Genomic DNA, 18,485 nt, shown 5'->3' with positions numbered 1-18,485 from the left:
CAAGAGGCAAAGACCTCCCTTTTCGTTTTCCAAATATCCACATGGCCGACTTGGTTGCAAATGCCAGTCGTGCCCTATCTACTATTCGTTATTCAAAGGACAACACTTATGAAATTGATTACAAGCATCACCGTCAAACAAGCCGACCACACCGAAGTCATCGACACCGCCGCTACCCAAGTGGGCCTAGCCGCAAATAAAGCTTTCTTGTTCGTCATTCGCAAGGAAATCCAGGGCTGGAAAAACTTCGCTGCTCTCTGCTCCTGGGGCCTGTCCAAAGTGAGCCAGAAGCATGGACCCATCTTTGATGAGGTCAAAGGGCGTACTGTGGCTGTCTACCGCAAAGGCTGTCAGCAGGAGACGGCATTCGTCCAAGCGCTCATCAAGTCCCAGCTCATTGATCGGATCGATGCCCACTGGGAACTGCACGATAAGGCTATCGACTGGTTCAAGGACCAGACCCAGGCATTCCTGGCCGACAGCCCGACTGAGGATACTTCTGATGACGAGGCTGAGGATCTGGCTCCTGACATTACCGAAGATCTGGAGGAGACTGCACCCGTGGCTGAGGAGGAATCCATGACTATCCTTGATGAGGCTCCGGTCCCGGTCCTTGATCCACCTGTTGATCCTGACCCGTTGGATGATGAGTTGGCCGTACCTCAAGACCCGACTCCTGTTGGGGCTAGTGGTAGTGGGAAGCGTCGGACTGGGAGCAAGTCTAAAAAGCTTACACACTCCGAGATGATGAAAGAGATGATGCAAAACCAGGCGGCTAAATCCTAGGCAAGACCATTGACCTGGCCTCTGGGGTGACCTGGGGGCTGGGTTTGTTAGTATTTGACCAAAACGAGGATAGTGCATGGTCTTGATCCCTTCTTTAACTCAGGTGCAATTGGAAATCTTGCGACTGGCAAAAGAGAACCCTGATGAAACGCTTCAGCTATCTTTTGAATCTCCTGTGATGGGCAAAGGAGAGCCTCCTATCGATAACCCTCCCCTGATTCAGGAAATGATTGACCTGGGTTTGGTCGAAGTCCAACAGAGTCGTGTTCACTGTGAAATTTCACAATTCCAACAACAATGTTGGCTTGAGTATTGTTCAGACTTGGAGATGCCATCGATTTATGCCTGGGAGTTATGGCGTAAAGAGTTTATTGCTAGTCAGGATGGATCGACAACTCTGATATCACCTGGGGAAGAGTTTGAGGACTTCAGCTATGTCTGGGTACAAGAGATGGAATTCCAGGCAGTTCAACCAGACTAGGCTGATTGTAAGATAAAGGGCGCAAGTACAAAGGGGGCTAATAGAATGCGTCGGAAACTAGTAGGGGCTTATTTCACTTCGGGGATAGCTGCTTTCTGTCTAAGCCTTGCTTGCTGTAGCCCTCGACCCCTTTTTGCTCAAGAACCTTCCAATCCTCTAACGAACCCGCACTTTGCTGCAGCAACTTCTCTCCTTGAGCAAAAAGATTTTCAGGGAGCAATGAGAGAACTCAATCGGGCGATCCTGTTAGACCCATCTCTCGCAACTGCCTACTCATTTCGCGGAGTTCTCCACCTGGATGCCAAGAATTACCAGGAAGCTACCGCTGATTTTGCCCAAGTTACCCGACTACAGCCAAAGAGTGCAGATGCCCATCTCAATCTTGCTAAAAGCCAATTGATGCTCAAGGACTATCAATCGGCTTTGCAATCAGCCACCAAGGCGACTCAGCTTGATCCGCAGAATCAGGCTGCTGCTCTTCTGGTGAAAATGATTCCACATCTGTCTAAGCCTGCCCAGTAGTGCAGCATCTCCAAACAAATGCAGGAGGCTGATCAAAGGCACGGCTTTGTGATGGCGACCTGTGCCATGCTCTAGCGGTGGGGGGGGAATCTGCGACTCCACGATGCACACATACAGATCGTAAATTATGTGGCTATAGAAAAAGCTAAGACGACCGAACAAGTTTGAAAGTTTTGAAGCCTAAGTTAATAGAAGTGCAAAAAGCTGGGTATTCTCATGGAAAGATGAACAAGAAAACTAGGCTATCTATCAACACGGTCTATTGGTTAAGAAGGAATAATAATTAAAAAAATAAAGGATATGGATAGAATCACAAAAAGTTTAATCATAGAGTTACTAGAAAAACAAGAAATAGTATCCGAAGGTGATTCTAAGGATTTGGAAAAACTAGTGAATTATTGCATCTTGTCTAATGAGTACTCTAAAACTTTTGAAATAGATGTTATTACCGTTGGAGAGGGAGGAGATACAGGAATCGATGGCCTCGCAATTTTAGTTAATGGACAACTAATTGAACACAAAGAAGAAGTTGACGATTTACTTGAAAGAAATAACTCTTTAGAAGTTAGTTATATTTTTATTCAAACCAAAACATCATCAAGTTTCAGTAGCGGTGAAATCAATACTTTTATTTTTGGAATTAAAGACTTTTTTTCTGAGTCACCTTCTCTTGTAAGGAATTCAGATATTTCTAGACTTGCTGAAATTTCAGATTATATTTATGAAAAAGCACCTCACTTCAAAGAGAATCCAACAATCAAACTATATTATTGTACAACGGGTAAATGGGTCGATGACCAGAATTTATTAGCTGTTATCAATCAAGGTAAAACTGATCTTGAACAAGCAAATTTGTTTGAAGAAATATTTTTTAATCCATATGGCGCTAAAGAAGTTGCACGCTCATTTAGAAAAACAAAAGAGTCAATTCATACTACCTTAAACTTCAGAAATAGAGTTACACTTCCTTCAATAAAAGGTATTTCTGAAGCATATATTGGACTTTTGCCATTTGAAGAATTTAAAAAAATATTGCTAGACGAAGAAGATAATTTAGTTAGTGTATTTGAAGATAATGTTCGTGATTTTCAAGGAACAAATAATGATGTCAACAATGGAATAGAAAAAACATTAAAAAATGAAGATTCTGACTTATTTAGTGTATTAAATAATGGTGTTACCATTGTCGCTAGCTCAATCTCTACCACAGGAGACAATTTCACAATTCGTGATTATCAAATTGTGAATGGTTGTCAAACTAGTAATGTCTTATTTAATAACAGAAAAGGGGATTATATTAATAATGTAAATATTCCAATAAAAATAATAGCAACTGATGATGATGAAATAAAAAATAGAATCACATTAGCAACCAACAATCAAACACCAATAAAAAAAGAACAACTGGCATCTTTAACATCTTTTCAGAGAAGATTAGAGCAATACTATAACTCATATAGTGGAAATGAGCGTCTTTACTACGAAAGACGCTCAAAACAGTACAATTCTGATAATTCAGTATTAAAAACTAGAATTATTACGGTTCCATATCAAATAAAGTCTTTTTCGGCGATGTTTTTGAATAATCCTCATACAGTCACAAGCTTTTTCGGGACTATTGTAAACAGGCTTAATGAGGGTAAAGCTCAAATTTTTAATGCTGATCATAAATTTTCCCCGTATTACACTAGTGCCTATGCATACTATAAACTTGAAACTTGTTTCAGGAGAAAAAGTATTGATCCTTCTTATAAAAAGGTTAGATTCCATATTTTGATGCTATTCAGAATTATGTTTCAAGAAGATCGACTACCAGAATTTAATTCAAAAAAAATCGATGGATACTGTGCTGATCTTCTTAAGATTCTAAATGATGATAATAAGGCATTAACTTGTTTTAATGAATGTATTGATGTTATTGATAATGCCAAATTTGATAAGTCAGATAAACAAGACATAAAATTATTATCTAAAACTAAAGTTTTAATAGAAGAAGCAAATAATAGGTCTCTCGCAAGTTTTTTCTAAAACTAGAGATACTTATAAATCTTTTAGCAGAGATAGGATCATCCCCCATACTAATTCTCCGGTTTTTCCAATCTGGAGCAGTCACCATTGCTCTGATATAGCTATATCTTGAATTTCAAGGTGATAAATGGACCATGCTCTTCAAAAGCATCCCAAAGTTCTGATGGGCTTTGGAAACTACCTTGAATTACCTGAATCCCTTGCATAAATGTATTCATACTGTAGCTAAGATCATAGTTCTTCCGTACCAATTGCGATGTAACTTTAAGGTGACGACTAAAGTCTTTAATCCCAATAGTTGTAACAGTGTCAGTTGAGTCACCACAAGCAATAATTTGCAAAGAACTCTGTGAACCTAATGTTGAGCAATCTTCTGATATTTCTTGTGCAGCAATATTGAAAGCAGTTTCATAAGTTAACGATGGATCGTCGTTAAATCTAAGAAGTATGTATATTACTGGAAGAGATAATAGATCTCCAAAAACAACTTTAATGAGTCCCGGAATAAGGGTAATTATTGGGTCATTGCCCAGGGCTGTTTTAAGTTAACAGCGAAAAAATGATGTCGACCCGATTAGCAAGCTTAGTCATGGCGGTTTTGAGGGATTGATAGCCGTTTAGCCGCAGAATATTAATCACAATGGTTCTAAGCACTGACCAATTGAGCAGTGCTTGTTCATCCTCCAGTCGATAATCATCTTCACCAAAGACCACATCCTTCGGCCAATGCAACCGATTCTCGATGCCCCAATGCTCTCGGACCAGAGATTGCCAATGCTGGGGGGAGGTGGCTGCCGAACTGATGTAATAGGCGGTATTGTGATAATCCTTGCCTTGACGAGTGCCCCATCGTTGGACACAAAGCACCGAGCGAATGGCCTCCCACTCTTGTAGGGCTATGCCGACAGGCTCATAAACCTGGATACACCGATGTTCCTCTCGTCCTCTACTATGTATGGAGTGGGTATGCTCAGCCATGGGTTTAAGACACTCAAAGTAAGTCTGGAGGTGGTCGTAAAGACGGCCCTGATTGCGCTTAACGGCGATAAGATAGTCATTACCCGAAGCCACAACTTGCTGAAGTGTTTTTTTGGGCGTGTAAGGCATCCATGGTGATTAACAAGCCATCGAGTTGTAGTGTTTCCAATAGAGCCTGGACGACTTTGATTTCGCTATTATCCTCTTGAGTGAGGGCTTCGAGCTTGAGGGTGATGCCTGCTTCCACTGCGAATAAACTCACCAATCCTACAAAACGCTGCTTGCCGTTGTCATCGGTGAGCCCCTGACAAATCCGTTTGCCATCCATGGATGCTGCATAATTATCGGGAGAGTGAGTCTGGGCCTTCGAGAGCATCCAAGCTTCAAATTGGTGACTCAACGCTTGGAAGTCAAGCCCCATCATCACACGTCGAAAGGTACAGTGAGACGGAACTTCGAAGCTCTCAAGTCCCAATAGCTCACTTAAAGGTTGGCGATAATCGGTCACAAAGGTTTCTAACGGACGATACCCTTGATATCCAGCAAGCATACCCATCACCATCAATAGCAACAGCAGCCATAACGGATGAATACGGCCATGGGCACTGCGGAAATCAGGGACTTGCTTCAAAGTATCGATTAGGTGGCTCATTGGTCTCTCTACTGGTATTCAGTAGAACCATCCTATTTTTTCTAGGAGTAACGTAAAACAACCCTGGGTCATTGCCGATTTCAGCAATAGTTTCATCATCTTCACGAAGAATGAATGACATGTAGGGAGTTTCTATGCCCTCGGGAGATAGACCTGTGTTTATAGGGACAAGTTGCTGATAATCTAGCCTATTTGCAAAATTTCTCAAATTTTGAGGAACACGGCTATCCTCTTGTCGATAAGGTGGATTGTTGACCATGCCTAGACTCCACTGATAAAAACGAATGATTCAAAATTTTCTTAAAAAGGAACTTCCTCCTCAGCCGCCATCCATTCTTGTATGTGAGGATTCTTCAATTTCTCTCGCATGGCTTTGATATTGATAAGCAGTGATTGCATCTCAGTTACAATTTCAGTTCGATCTAGGGCCTCAGCATTAGTGATGGATTCTCTGGTTCGATTCTCAGCCGACTCCATCGCATTCTTGAGCTGAATGAGGGATTGACCCAGCCGAATAATGTTGCCCCCTTCAATAATTTCTGGTGTTAATTCAAATTCGTCATTCATCTTCCAAGTCCCTGATTACGATTAATTTCCTGTGATTGTTGTGGAGCAATAACTTTGGGTTGTTCTCTCTTCTTTAGCTTTAGTCCATCCAACATAATTGACCGTGAGTACTTCAGACTGGCTTGCTCTCCTTTTTGATAATGCATGGACTGGATATCTGGGTCCATTGATAAAGCTCCCATGATGCGTCGGTTAGTTAGCCCAGCCTTAGCTGCATTTGCCGCAAGTCTCACCAGAAATGCTTTTGGGTTGTCCCTGTTTAGCTTTGCGGAAAACTGATTGTAGTTTGCTTGATTGATATCTTGGCTTCGTATAGTACGCGCTCTGTAAGAGATTGGCTTACCCTGCTTGTAGCTATTGCCTACTTTCATAATTCGTTCAAGGTAGGCATCTCCGCGATTGAGTTCCTTGGCCGCTCGATACCAATCCCGGATCGAATTCAATTCCTGGGTAAACTCCCTAAAGTCCTTGCCCATCGAGATACTAGACCTCATATCAAGAGCGGTTCCTTGCTGGTGTGCTGCTACCACTTTCTTGATCCTTGCCTGAATCACATGGCCTCGACCAAGGGCTGAGGCATACTTAGGCCAGTCCTCCGGTTTAGCCTGGGGTTTTGGCTTCGGCTGCGGTCCTTGGTCCTGTTGAGCCATTGCACCTTGCTGAGGCTGTTCCACTTCTGCTTTGGGCTGGCTAGGCGTCTCCGGTGGGGTGACTTCCGGTTTTTCTGTAGCCGTGGGTTCAGTTCCTTGAATTGGTGGGGCCGTCTGCTCTGGTGGTGATTCCGTTGCTGATGGTGGCTCAACTTCTGTTGCAATCTCCTCAGTCGCCTTGGTTGGTGTCGGCTCAGCTTGGGTGGGTGCTTCAGATTGTACCGCTGCTGGCTCTTCGGCAATCACAGATTCAGCCTGATTCTGTTCTGCCTGTCGCTCCTGTAATAGCTCTGGTAACTGCTCAAGGGCTGCTTCTGCAAATCCTTGATTGACAATGTTCTGGGCGAATGTCGCTCCAAACTCCCGATCCAGTTCTCGTATCTCTCCTCCGGTAAGCGGGTTCTGAACAGCCACTTCTTCTAGGTTGAGTTTGCCCTGCTCATCAATCCCAAACACCATTTCAGAATCCAGGCATAAGTCTCCATTTTGCTCATAGTAGTGGGTCAGATAAAGTTGATCCGTAATCCGCTCCACCACCAAAGGCTCATAAGGGCCATTCTTGATCTTGAAGTGGAAATCATCACCCTTCAGAATTTCCTGGGATAATCCCCCCTCATGTAAGAACTGGGCCACAGACTTTTCAGCCTTGCCTATCTGGTTTGCGGGTGGGGCAATTTGCTTGGTGTTCTCCTCGGTAGGCTGTGCTGCGGCCTGGTCCGGTGCAGACTGAGGCTGCTCAATTTGCGGGGTTTCACTCGGCTCAACAGCCTCAGACTGGAGCAACAAATCTAGCTGAGCTGCGGTGTCTTTGGTCGGCTCCACGTAGGGTACAAAGTCAGCCCGTTGCTCAAACTGGTTCTCTTCGATCTGCTCCATCGTCGGCAGCATCTGTCCTAAGTAATCCCGTGCCATATCTTTGAAATCGAAGGCTGCGATTTGGATGCCTTCGTCCTTCATGATTACCTTGAGTGCTGCCTCTAAGTTTTCTGGAGCCACATGCATCTCCATTCGGTGGGCCACAGAGAAGAATTCACTTTGGGCAGCATCTAGCAAATCTTCATTCAAGAAGAACGTGCCGCCAACACGGGTGGAGCTGGGCACTGTGATCACAAAATGCTCGATGGGAGTCCCTTGCAGTTTGGCGGCTGCATCAGCCTTGATGGCTAAGTTCTTCTCCGGGTTGTCATGAACCACCCCCAGATTCTTCGTCACTTCTGTTAGGAATGCTTTTACTTGGTATGGCTCCTCAAAGATCACTGGGCGCTCTCGGAGCTGCTTTGTGATATCGAAGTCATCGGGCATGATCAGCCCCTGGCGCACCTGGCCTTGATTGGTGGTGAAGTTAATGAACTTGCCCTTGGGATGCTCCCCATACGCCTTGATCAGGTTGCCCGTGAAGATCTGCATCTCAGTGCGCTGATTTTGCTGCCTGGTATCAAAGTCCTCATAAATGCTCTCCCCTTTCCAAGTGGTTCCTTTTGGCCTGATCGTGACAGCAGATGGCTTACCTGAGTTGATCTTGGAAAAAGGTACTGAGATATTTTTGCCTTCAGTAGTGACGATCTGCATCTTCCAGTTCGTCGGTGCAGCGGGACTACCTAACGGCTTAGCCTTTTGTGCAAGGTTCGCAACCACCCCATAGGAAACCTTACCCTCTGCGGAATCTAGTTGAACGGTGCTGCCAATCCGAAAACGATTCGTGAGGGCTTGGAAATGCCCCATCTGTTTATCGAATTTGGTCTCCAAGTGGCCTGCCGCCTCCGGTGTTTTCGCATCTGCTATCGCTTTCCGGGCATAGGTTTCGAGTCGGCTCTCAACCTGATCTATCAAGCTCCGGTTCTGCACCTTGGCCTGGTCTTCAACAGCATTAAAATCATGGTCATCAACCGTCTTAACCCTAGGCTGGCCCAAGTTCTCACGGACTGTGTTGACAATTTCTAACTGCGTGGGAGGCTTAGTCGTCACCTTGGCATTGACCACCTCCAGCATCACAGGTCCGGTGAACTCACTCTTGATGGCAGCATCTTCCGGTACAACTTCCATCTTGGCGATTGTGCGGGCATCCAGGTCCAGCTTGTCAGCCTCTAAGACATTCTCGCCCATTGCCTCTTTTTGCTTGATCAAAGCTGTGGTTTCCGTCTCGATCAGGTCGTACAGTTCTGCTTGTTGCTGGATGGGGAGTAGAGGGATGCGGCCTGTTGTGCGGCTAATGAGTGGAAAATCAGATCCTCCCACAGACCCATGACTGGGGTAAGACAGCATGGCATCGATTTCGGGGTGTTCGTCCAATAATTCAGCTACAACTTCTTCCCCCGCTGCATTCATGAAATCGGTAACATTGCCAACGCTGAGATCCGAATCTCTCGCTGCTGTGGTGTTGGCATTTAACGAAGCCATCTTTTTGGCGAGTAAAGCCCCGAGTCGTTTTTCTGCGGGGACATCTGCCATCACCAGCGTAAATTTAGGTTCCACGACTTGCCCAAAGCGATTCGCACGGCCCAACATTTGGAATACTTGGTTGATATCGCGCTCAGCTTGGGCCATGATCATATGCCTGGGTCGCTGATCTGCAAACTTCTCTGACGCATGAAGGTTGATACCCGTCGCTCCAGAACGATTTAGAATCACGACATCAAGCTGCCCGCCGTTAAAGCGATTGACCACATTAATTTTGCCTTGAGTCTTGATCTCGCTCATAGGTCTTAGCCCATAGGTGAGATTGCCATCGGCTCCATAGTTGATGATGCTTTGTCTGCCTGTAATTTCGTCAGCACTATACCCTTCTTGGGCCAGTCGATGCTTGATGTAGTCGATACTGCTGAGTGGGATATTCGATAAATCTGTTTCGGCAATGAGTTCTTTGGCCTCTTCAAACGCAGCCAGTGCTAATCCTCCTAGCTCACCCTCCGTCATGGGTCGTCGCATAGATGTGCCTGAATAGTCCGTAATAGTCACATCCCGAGAGCGATTCAGATATCGCTCTAGCACATCACCAAAGGAAATGTTGATCGGATCACCTGCTTCAATCCCCCGATCCTTCGCAAAGTTGCCAATAAACGAATCCATTGTATTGGCGACGGCAATTAGGGGTTTCTCTCCCCGTTCCAAGGCAGAGATCGCTTCTTGGACTGTAGCCTCAGCTTTTTGAGAGAGGAGTCCTTGCTCAATCGAGTTGTGCATGAGCGAAGAAAAGCTTTTTGATTTTGCTCCAGATTTGCCAATAGAATTGTCTTCACTGACTTTTTTGGCTTCCTTGCGAACTTCTTTGCTAAGTTCTTTGATGGCTTCTACCTTGGCTTTGTCAAACCTATCAATGGCTCTCATGATGCCAGAAATCCCATCAGCAATCCCATGATCGACAGGAACTTGCTTGGCATCAAATGAAATATTCTCAAAGCTCCGTTCCCGTCTGAGCATATTGCCAGAGGCAACGAACTGAGTCGCCATCATTTGTTGTAGTGGAATGCCGCCAGCTTTCAGGGTATTTTCTAAATTCTCCATGCTGGAGACAGTATGCTTAGCGTCAGTACGTCGAGCGTACAAATCCATTACAGCCGGGTCTTTTGTGGCTGTGGCGCTCATAAAAACTGTCTCAGCAGAGCGATCTACTAATTGCCTGACAAAATCAGCTCGATTGGCTGGGGCATTTCTGTTGACCCAGCCTGCATCCCCGACGCTACCCCCTGCTTCATGAGCCTCATCGAAAATCAATGACGATGACGGGGCAATATTGGATAGGAACTCCCGTCTCAAAGTGCTTTTCTTATTTACCGTTTGCAGTTGGGCATAGGTCGTGAAAATCACATCGTACCCCCCTAGATCCTGTTGATCAGTAATCCGGTTCATCTCTGAGGCTTGGCTAGCTGCATTTCCCGTATTTAGGATGCGGCCATTGTTGAGGGTGATTTTCTCTTCATTGTTGGTAATAAAGGGGTTGATATCAGTAAAACCAATATCAGCTAAGTCTTCCAACATTGATTTGTAGAGTTGAGGATCTTTGGTGACAAATATAGGGATGTGGCCTCGCCTCTTGGCATCAATAATGCTGGCTGCTCCGAACCGTCCCTTGCCATTCCCAGTTTGATCGCCGTTGAGGAAGATTTTGCCTTGATCCTTTTGGTCAAACGACAAGGCTAACGAATCGATCTGCTCGGCGTATAGGCGTTCATAGAGATGGCCTCTGGAGTCATACCCCAGTCGATTCATCACAAACTCGTCCACATTGCCATGTTTGGCTTCTAACTTATCCAAAGCACGTTGAGCCGAAACAGCCATATTGGTTGGGATTAAGGTTCCAGGCGATCTCCCTTTGCTGCGAGGGATATAAGCGGTATTAAACTGCTCAGCCATCAGGTTGTCCTCAGAATGATGGTTTAGTTCAAGGGAATTTAGTCGAAGTCCGATCTCAGGTCGATCAGGAACTCCTCTAGGTTGATGCTGTCGTGCTTGTCCATCAGTTGGGCTTGGGGTAGTGGACTCTTCAGGGTTAGATCTATGGGGAATGTCACCTCTGGATTGATCAGTCTCAGCCACTGCATCCATTTCTCGTTGCACTCCAGCAGACTGTCTCCCCAGTCCGTGGCCCAAATCCACATCTGTTTCATCTCTCCCTCGTCGTCGTAGAGACTCGGGATTTCCTGGGTGGGGTGCATGTGTCGAAGGGTTTTGGACAGGAGAGCCTGTACTTCCTCCCTCGACTCCTGGTAATGTTTCAGCCAGTCTTGGATCATCCACTCCATGCGGCAATTCATCAGGTCGAGATACTCCTGATGTTCCATCTGCTGCATCTCGGAGGGGACTCTGACGATGAATAGGCGTTGATTCCCCTCTTCCTTGGGTATCCAAACCTTGTTGTAGGTCTGATAAGTTGTATAGCTGGGGATTTGCATTCAGTAGTCCTCGCAATTCATCAAAGGATTCATAGATTTTCGGTGGCTCTACTCCGGGTAGGGGTCGTTGAGAATATACCTTCCCTTCAATTACGATCATATCCAGCGGCCAACCTGCCCCTTGCTTCTTATACAAGTCTCCAGAAATCGTGAAATGCTGGGTCACTCCGTACTGTTGATATAAGGGATAGAAGAACCCCCGAGACTCCAAGGTGTTGTAGGCTTCGGCTCGTTCCCTTGGATCGGTTTCGGGTTTGCCACCAAGAATCAGGACGGCACGGCCATCAGGTTTCATCGCTCGGAGGGCTTGCAGTGCGATCGCATGATCGATCTGGCTCGTTCCCCTTGGATTGCCGGGGAGTTGGAACCGCTTGGCCCTGCCGTTGTCCCCCTTGACTCGGCCAAAGGGAGGGTTGGCAATCACCACATCATGGAGCTGGTCTGGGAGATAGGCCGAAGCATCCTGCTCAGTAACCGTGAATCCTTGGCGTCTTAGATCCTTGGCCCGGTCTGGGTTTAGCTCGTTGATCGTGCAGTTTTCCGGGGTGGCATTCAGGACCAATGCCCCATGTCCAGCACTCGGTTCGTAAACGGTGGACTCAGCCGTAATTCCTGCGAGGTTGGCCGCCAAATATGCAATAGGGAGAGGAGTGGAATAGGCTTGCTGTTTGACGCTGGTGGAGGATCGGACCCCGAGCCTGGGCTGGCGATTGGTGAGGTCAACAAGGTCGGTGTAGGTCTTAAGAGGATCTTCAGATTGTCCGATGATTTCCCTCGCAGCACGAACTAACCCAGCTTCAACGGACTCATCCACCAGCTTTGCTAGGGGACTGCCAGGGCGCACGGGTTGATTGAGCAACTGAGATGCCTGGTTCCGGGCTTCTACGATAGTGCTGTAGGATTTGCCCGCCAGAAACTCAGCCGCGAATAATTCGGCAAGGTCGTCTTGCTGCGACATCAGATTTAGTTAAATCGTCTAGTTTTTGATGCGATGTGCTGATTTAAACAAGAATGGCGGTTGAGGGCAAGCGATTGTAGGAATGTTTAAGAATGGGTGGAGTTGGTGAGAGACAGTACGTAAATACTGCTTGAGTCTGAAGTATTTCGATGAATCAGTGATACAAACGATGGGACTAAATCACGTTTTACTGGAATCACTGAATTTTTGACTCATTGATTTGTCGCAAAGACCAGCCCGACCAGAACCACCAGCGAACACCCAACTTCTCAAAGTCAATCCTGGAGAAAGTTCCAGTGTCGTAAACACCATAACCTGGGTCTTGTCCTCTTTTGGTGATGCTGTAGTAAATGGACTCAAAACCATAACTAGTAATTATTTCAGCTTGCAAGCACCAGGCGTTTATTCAAAAGGTCGAGGCCTGCCCTCCCGTACATTTGGCGCTTAATCATTTTCAGTTTGTTGTTAAATCCCTCCACTGGCCCATTGCTAACTTCTAATGTCAACCCTGCTTTGACTGCCTCATAGTCATCACTTAACCCTTTCGCAAAAGTCTGAAATGGCTTGAATGAGCTGTTCTTTGCAAGTTCCAACCAGTTGTCTAAGTGCTGGGGTAACCGCTTTCGGACTAAGAACAAAAAACTCTGTGTCAGCGTAATGGCATCGGATAGCTCAGGCTGTCCACTGAGTAGTACCAGAGTGTCTTCCTCTTCTTCGGTCAGTTGATCAAGGTGGCGCATCACCAACCATGACGCATTCCTGGGTGTCAAAGGTTTTGGCTCCGTTATCTTATCCTTAGACCCTTTCTCCGATACACGATTGGATGGCTCCCTTGGGGGGCGAGCTTTTGGTTTCGATGGGTTACGCGGGCTAAAGGGATGGAGTTTCCGAAGGTAATAAACAACTGTTCCATAGCAGCCTTTGAAGCCTTGCTGTTGAATCTCTTCAAACAGTTGTTGGGCATTGTGACGCCCTGCCATCCATTCTTGGTAAAGATAGGCTTTATAGGGATCGATAACTGTCTCTGCTAGTTGAGTACGAGTCTGACGTTCCGGGAAAACAGGAGCAGCCAAATACTTAGAGACCGTATGCCTGTTGATGTTGAGTTGATGAGCAATATCTATAATGAGAAATCCCTGTTTTTTCAAGGCGTGGATTTGCTCATACTGTTCCAATCGACGAGCACGACTTTGAGCCTTTTGCTCCTCACGAGCACTCTTAGTTTTACTAACGCTCTTCGGTGCTAGAGGTTCGGGGAAACGTTGCTTCAGCAGCGTTTCATCCACACTTTTGAGAACAGGGCAATGAGAGTGAAATACGTTCTCTAACACCTCTTGTAGATTATCCAGCAGGTGAAAGCGATCTGCGACCTGGATAGCATTGGGAGCACCTTCACTCATCGCTGACTTGTATGTCTTGGAGCGATCACGCGAAAAGATCTCGACACCAGGGTGTTCCTCCAACCAATCGACTAGCGTCTGAGCTTCGCGATCAGGCAGGAGTTCAACGATCCGATGCTGTTCTAGGTCCACCAAAATGTTAGTGTCCCGATTTATTCGCCATGGTTATTGAGACGATCATGCTTGGCATGATCTCTGCGTGAGACGAGGAAGAAAATCGCTAAACAGCTCTCCTCATTGGGGAAAGCACCAATCTCATCAGCTTTGGTTCGGAATTCTCGGAACAACCGTTCTAGCGCATTGGAAGTACGAATCAGCGAATGAATGGATTCATCAAAATCATAGAAACTCAAGGTCAGGGCAAAATCTTTGGTAAAGGTTCTGACCGCATCGGGTTCAAGGTCTGTCCATTTCTGTGCAAACACGAGCAACGCAACAATAGCTTCTTCCCAGTCTGGCGCTTTATAGATAGCATAGGCATCGTGTTTAATTTGTGAATACCGCAGCTTCTTGGCTTCAGAGTGGGACAGTTCTTGTCCTTGAGCATCCAGGTGTGGCAATTGCTCATAGCCCAAATGCCGGAGCATCGCTCGAACCTTATGGGTAATGCACCGTTGATGTTGCGCGAGGGGAAACAGAGCGCGAATTACCTTAGGTAGCCCAGTGGTGCCATCACTCACAATCAGCTTCACCAAATGGGTTTGCAATCCTCGTTGCCGCAGGTGCTCAAAGAACAGTAGCCAAGCTGCCTCAGATTCTTGGACAGCAATTTCATAATGGAGAACAGTTTGTGTCCCATTTGGCCATATCGCCATGGCCACTAAGATGACTCTGTCTTCCGCACGGCGTAGTTTCCGAATATGCCCAGCTTGGTCTTCCCAAAAGTCTTCAGACGCACATTGAACACTCGCCCAAACCCCATCAACAATCAAAATAAAAGGGGTTTTCTCAAGACGAGTCTGACGACTTTGGAGCATCTGCTTCTGGGCTTTAAGTGTAATCCGGTTAATGGCATTCACGGATAAGACTGCACCCAGGATCTCATAGAGAGCTTCTTGCAGATCTCGAAGCGATAAGCCCATGACATACAGCCCTAGGCAAAACTCTAGCAGGCTGCCAAGGGCTCGTTGGTAACGCTCTAAAATCTGCCACTCTCGGCCTGCATTCCCTTTCCGTAGTTTGGGAACGGACAGCTGAGTAATCCTGCCGTACTGGGTATCAAGGATCCGTTGATAGTAGCCTGAACGTCGAGGTCGATCCCCTTGAATCTCTGATAGATAAGCTTGAACTTCTTCGTCTAGAGCTGACTCTACTGCGATCTGGGTGACTCGGTTAGCTTCAAGACGAAGGGTTGATTCTAGGGCTTCGTTAATAGAAGCATAGGAACTTTGAGATTGGATGCGGATAATCTGCTGCTCGCGTTGGGCAATGTTCATAAAGGAGTGCTCTGAATTCTCTATTATCAAAGCATTTCAGCTATCTCAGCCCATGGCGAATAAATCAGGACACTAACACCAAAATTGTGCCGTAGATATGTCCCTTCCGCAGCGCAACATCATCCACCCCTAAAACCTTGGGGGTTGGAGTTGGGGGAATCTCAAGCTGGGCAATGGAGCGCAACATTGTATTGCGACTACTTCCGTAATTGATTTGATAGCTCAAACGGGCTGCTGCCGCACCCCCAAGGGCAAGGCCAATCGAGCTAAGGTGTTCTGCAAAGCGAATCGTTCGCCTGGCCCAAGGGACCGCTACCTGGGGTAATCGCTCAGTGAAGATGCGTCGTTTGCAAGCCTCGTTGCGGCAAAAGAACTTGCAAACTTGAAGCAGAATAGTCAGGCAGAAATCCACACAGGGAAGGTCTCTCAGGGTTCGCTCATAGCGACTGTGAACGCGGTGAGTGATTTGATTACAGACAGGACAACAGGCAAACACTTGAGTTGAGGACACATTCAAAGTCATCTGATGGTTTGTGGAGTCAAGTTCCCAGCTATCCAAGTGGAGGGTATCTTGGCACGGAAGGAAGTGTTGGAGGAGTTCCATAGCCATACCTGGTAATGGTTTACCCCTCTATCCTCTACTTCATTATCCGCATCACCAAAAGAGGACAAGAGCCAAGTTATGGTGTGAGCGACAAATCCACTCGTTCTAGCGACATCGTGTCGCGAAATGTAATTTTTAATGTAATACAGATTTTATATATAAATCTGGAATTAAAACCATCGATCTAATATAGTGATCTTCAAGTTCATACTCAGTGGTGCAATTTATATCGCGTTTCTCTCAAACTTCCGACATCCCACCAGTTCGTCTTGTTGAGTTTGGTGCGGAACAATCGAAGGAGAGCGCAGTCCCTGTGGTCATGCCAGCGGTGGTGAATCTGCGATCGCAACGCATCGAGCAGTGCCTAGTTCTGAAGTATCTGATAACCAACACCCAACTTGGAACACCTTATCTGGTGTTGATCAACGATAGACCCTTCATCTCCTTGGACCTCGAATCCTTGTAACTCTTTGCTGCTCTGATTTATAACTTCTTATAGACATAAACAAGAAAGTACGTTACATTCTTCTTGTTTACTAAAATCTTGTTTTCCAGATTCTTTTATTCATGAAACATGAAAAGCTCTAACAAGAAACCTAGAAAAGCTAAAGTGATTTCTGTTAGTTGTCTTAGCGGTGGCTCCGGTAAAACGACAACAGCTCTAAATCTGGCAACCATGCTGTCTGATCATGGGAAAACCTTAGCCGTCGATTTTGATCCACAAGGTAACCTCAGTCAGTGGATGGGTTGGTCAGATTTATCTGAGATAGCAACCATCGCTGAGACGATACTTAATGATGATGACCGCATCAGTATTACTGACATAATCCAAAAGCCACTAAATGAAGATCGTGGCGACAATCTGTATTTAGCTCCAAGTGACTACAGCTTGGCTAGAGCATCAGACGCGATTGCAATGAATCCTGGCAGGGAAAGAGTACTTCGTAGATCCCTTAAACAAATTTTGGATAAGTATGACTATGTAGTTATTGATAGCCCACCTGCAAAGGGGATGCTAACTTACAACGCTATCCTTGCGTCAGAATTATTGGTGATTCCCACAGAATGTACACATAAAGGTGTATCTGGAGCCATTAATACAATCGTTCTCGTCCGAGAATTGGAAGACCTTGAGTTTGATGTGCCAGATATTATTGGAATTTTACCAACTAGGGAACAGTGGGCTGGGTCAAATAAAACTCGAATGACTAAAGCTGCACTGGAGGCTCTTAACACCTCAGTTAATGGCACAAATATTTTTCAACCATTGAGACAAAGCACCTTTGTTCAGCAGACCAATAATATGGGCTGGTCATTAGATGAAGCAGGCCAGACAAAATTAGCCAAGCCATATAAAGAGATTATCGAGGTGATTCTGAGTGAGTAAGCCTAAGAAAAAACTGCCAACTGGCCCTATAAGCATTCCGTCTAAAACACTTGTTACCGCAGGCAAAGATAGTAATAATGTAAAGGAAAACAAGATTCTGGTAAACAAGAAACCTGATTCTACAAAAACTGATTCAAGTTTTACAGATTCTAAGAAACCTGAAAGCACTTTCTCGTTAGGCGAAGAGTCACCTTTAATTGCACAAGAAAAAACAATTCTAGATTCAAGTAGACTAGCTTCTAGAAAACAAGATTCTGGTAAACAAGAAAATAATAAAGTAGATTCAGGTTTGTCAGAAATAGAATACAAGAAAGTTGCAATGAGGCTTTCAGAAGAGTCTGTTGCGAAGCTGAGAACCTTGAAGATGTCAACGGGAATTCCTTATGAGGTCATAGTTGACTCGTTTATAAGGAATTGGGAGGTCTTACCAGAATCATTGATTAACCAAATTTTAATAGAAGCCAAGGAGGAACGGATAAAGAGGCTAGTTGCTGGACAAGAAAAGGCTGCAAAGACAGTCAGGAAAAGACTGGAAGAGATTTGAATTAGTTTGTTGCTGCCAGCAAAAATCACGTTTCAGTCAGAGAATAATCAATGGCCTAGAGAAAATAGCTGGAACTGTGCTAAATATTAATAGTACATATATATTGTTGTAATGCTTGTTCGATCAGTTTATCCTGTCGCTTGGGCAGATTCTGTCTGCCTGCCTATCTTTCCAACCCTTGTTTGGGCTAGCTTTCCCTCTCCCGCAGAAGATTTCCAGGAAAACTCATTAGACCTCAAACAATATCTCGTCAGCCATCCTACAGCTACTTTTTATATGAGGGTTGAGGGTCACTCAATGACTGAGGCAGGCATCCGATCAGGAGATCTGTTGATCGTTGACCGCTCAATTAATCCCACTGATGGGGCAATCGTGGTTGCTATCCTCGACGGTGGTTTTACGGTCAAGCGCTTGTCCTACAGAGGGAATAAGGTCTACTTGCTAGCTGCGAGTGCTTGCACTGCGCCCATAGAAATTTCAGAGGGTCGGGACTTTGAGGTTTGGGGGGTTGTTGCCCATGTCATCCATTCCTTCTAGTCCCTCAAAGATATACGGCATAGTTGATTGTGACTCTTTCTATAATTCAGTTGAAGTCAATTTTCA

Annotated in this window: 13 protein-coding genes and 2 pseudogenes; 8 read left to right on the top strand and 7 right to left on the bottom strand. The window is 45.6% G+C overall.

The annotated features are described in order from the left end of the window. Positions 1 to 108 precede the first annotated feature (108 nt). The 4 genes from ON05_RS30705 to ON05_RS30690 all read left to right on the top strand — a co-directional run bounded on the left by ON05_RS30705 (position 109) and on the right by ON05_RS30690 (position 3,817). Positions 109 to 786 carry a hypothetical protein gene (locus tag ON05_RS30705; protein ID WP_010473912.1) on the top strand — a complete coding sequence of 226 codons (678 nt, stop codon included), beginning with the start codon at positions 109 to 111 and terminating at the stop codon, positions 784 to 786. 76 nt (positions 787 to 862) lie between these two features. After that, complete coding sequence (locus tag ON05_RS30700) at positions 863 to 1,267, top strand: hypothetical protein (RefSeq protein WP_010473913.1); 405 nt, start codon at positions 863 to 865, stop codon at positions 1,265 to 1,267. Between the two features lie 45 nt (positions 1,268 to 1,312). Next, positions 1,313 to 1,789, top strand: coding sequence for a tetratricopeptide repeat protein (locus ON05_RS30695; RefSeq protein WP_010473914.1), 477 nt, complete (start codon positions 1,313 to 1,315; stop codon positions 1,787 to 1,789). Positions 1,790 to 2,089: 300 nt separating this feature from the next. Beyond that, entirely contained in the window at positions 2,090 to 3,817 is a 1,728-nt protein-coding gene (locus ON05_RS30690) for an AIPR family protein (protein ID WP_262562543.1), read from the top strand. Positions 3,818 to 3,918: 101 nt separating this feature from the next. Here the strand turns inward: ON05_RS30690 and ON05_RS30685 are convergent, their stop codons facing one another. From ON05_RS30685 to ON05_RS30655, 7 genes and pseudogenes are all read right to left on the bottom strand, one after another. After that, positions 3,919 to 4,158, bottom strand: coding sequence for a hypothetical protein (locus tag ON05_RS30685; RefSeq protein WP_029315222.1), 240 nt, complete (start codon positions 4,156 to 4,158; stop codon positions 3,919 to 3,921). Between the two features lie 199 nt (positions 4,159 to 4,357). Then, a protein-coding gene (locus tag ON05_RS30680; protein WP_085945185.1) for an ISAs1 family transposase occupies positions 4,358 to 5,447 on the bottom strand; the annotation gives its coding sequence in 2 pieces (ribosomal slippage) (positions 4,358 to 4,906 and positions 4,908 to 5,447; 1,089 coding nt in all). 300 nt (positions 5,448 to 5,747) lie between these two features. Then, positions 5,748 to 6,014: a hypothetical protein gene (locus ON05_RS30675; RefSeq protein WP_010473919.1), complete on the bottom strand. Its 267-nt coding sequence runs from the start codon at positions 6,012 to 6,014 to the stop codon at positions 5,748 to 5,750. Then, the gene (locus tag ON05_RS30670) at positions 6,011 to 12,511 is read right to left on the bottom strand and encodes a strawberry notch C-terminal domain-containing protein (RefSeq protein ID WP_010473920.1); all 6,501 of its coding nucleotides are present in this window, start codon (positions 12,509 to 12,511) and stop codon (positions 6,011 to 6,013) included. Before ON05_RS30670 ends, ON05_RS30675 begins: the two co-directional genes overlap by 4 nt. Positions 12,512 to 12,891: 380 nt before the next feature. Further along, positions 12,892 to 14,049 (bottom strand): annotated as a pseudogene (locus ON05_RS30665) (ISL3 family transposase); the annotation flags it as partial. A 14-nt stretch (positions 14,050 to 14,063) separates the two neighbouring features. Next, positions 14,064 to 15,347: an IS256 family transposase gene (locus ON05_RS30660; protein ID WP_010482672.1), complete on the bottom strand. Its 1,284-nt coding sequence runs from the start codon at positions 15,345 to 15,347 to the stop codon at positions 14,064 to 14,066. 76 nt (positions 15,348 to 15,423) lie between these two features. Continuing rightward, positions 15,424 to 15,951, bottom strand: a pseudogene (locus tag ON05_RS30655) (transposase family protein); the annotation flags it as partial. 217 nt (positions 15,952 to 16,168) lie between these two features. Between ON05_RS30655 and ON05_RS30650 the strand changes: the two are divergent. The 4 genes from ON05_RS30650 to ON05_RS30635 all read left to right on the top strand — a co-directional run bounded on the left by ON05_RS30650 (position 16,169) and on the right by ON05_RS30635 (position 18,419). Next, positions 16,169 to 16,417 carry a hypothetical protein gene (locus ON05_RS30650; RefSeq protein ID WP_139026217.1) on the top strand — a complete coding sequence of 83 codons (249 nt, stop codon included), beginning with the start codon at positions 16,169 to 16,171 and terminating at the stop codon, positions 16,415 to 16,417. A gap of 108 nt (positions 16,418 to 16,525) precedes the next feature. After that, a complete protein-coding gene (locus tag ON05_RS30645; protein ID WP_010482061.1) occupies positions 16,526 to 17,338 on the top strand; it encodes a ParA family protein in 813 nt (270 codons plus the stop codon). Next, complete coding sequence (locus tag ON05_RS30640; protein WP_010482063.1) at positions 17,331 to 17,882, top strand: hypothetical protein; 552 nt, start codon at positions 17,331 to 17,333, stop codon at positions 17,880 to 17,882. The genes ON05_RS30645 and ON05_RS30640 overlap by 8 nt, the downstream gene beginning before the upstream one ends. Positions 17,883 to 17,993: 111 nt before the next feature. Further along, positions 17,994 to 18,419, top strand: coding sequence for a LexA family transcriptional regulator (locus ON05_RS30635; protein ID WP_010482065.1), 426 nt, complete (start codon positions 17,994 to 17,996; stop codon positions 18,417 to 18,419). The last annotated feature ends 66 nt before the right edge of the window (positions 18,420 to 18,485 follow it).

The organism is Acaryochloris sp. CCMEE 5410 (genome assembly GCF_000238775.2).
Taxonomy (GTDB): Bacteria; Cyanobacteriota; Cyanobacteriia; order Thermosynechococcales; family Thermosynechococcaceae; genus Acaryochloris.
The sequence above is the reverse complement of the archived record's forward strand: the minus strand, read 5'-3'. Positions and strand labels throughout refer to the sequence as shown.

Coding starts and splice junctions, on each gene's coding strand:
- ON05_RS30700 (WP_010473913.1), top strand. CDS start 863: ATGGTCTTGATCCCTTCTTTAACTCAGGTGCAATTGGAAATCTTGCGA.
- ON05_RS30675 (WP_010473919.1), bottom strand. CDS start 6,014: ATGAATGACGAATTTGAATTAACACCAGAAATTATTGAAGGGGGCAAC.
- ON05_RS30670 (WP_010473920.1), bottom strand. CDS start 12,511: ATGTCGCAGCAAGACGACCTTGCCGAATTATTCGCGGCTGAGTTTCTG.
- ON05_RS30660 (WP_010482672.1), bottom strand. CDS start 15,347: ATGAACATTGCCCAACGCGAGCAGCAGATTATCCGCATCCAATCTCAA.
- ON05_RS30690 (WP_262562543.1), top strand. CDS start 2,090: ATGGATAGAATCACAAAAAGTTTAATCATAGAGTTACTAGAAAAACAA.
- ON05_RS30635 (WP_010482065.1), top strand. CDS start 17,994: ATGCTTGTTCGATCAGTTTATCCTGTCGCTTGGGCAGATTCTGTCTGC.
- ON05_RS30645 (WP_010482061.1), top strand. CDS start 16,526: ATGAAAAGCTCTAACAAGAAACCTAGAAAAGCTAAAGTGATTTCTGTT.
- ON05_RS30695 (WP_010473914.1), top strand. CDS start 1,313: ATGCGTCGGAAACTAGTAGGGGCTTATTTCACTTCGGGGATAGCTGCT.
- ON05_RS30705 (WP_010473912.1), top strand. CDS start 109: ATGAAATTGATTACAAGCATCACCGTCAAACAAGCCGACCACACCGAA.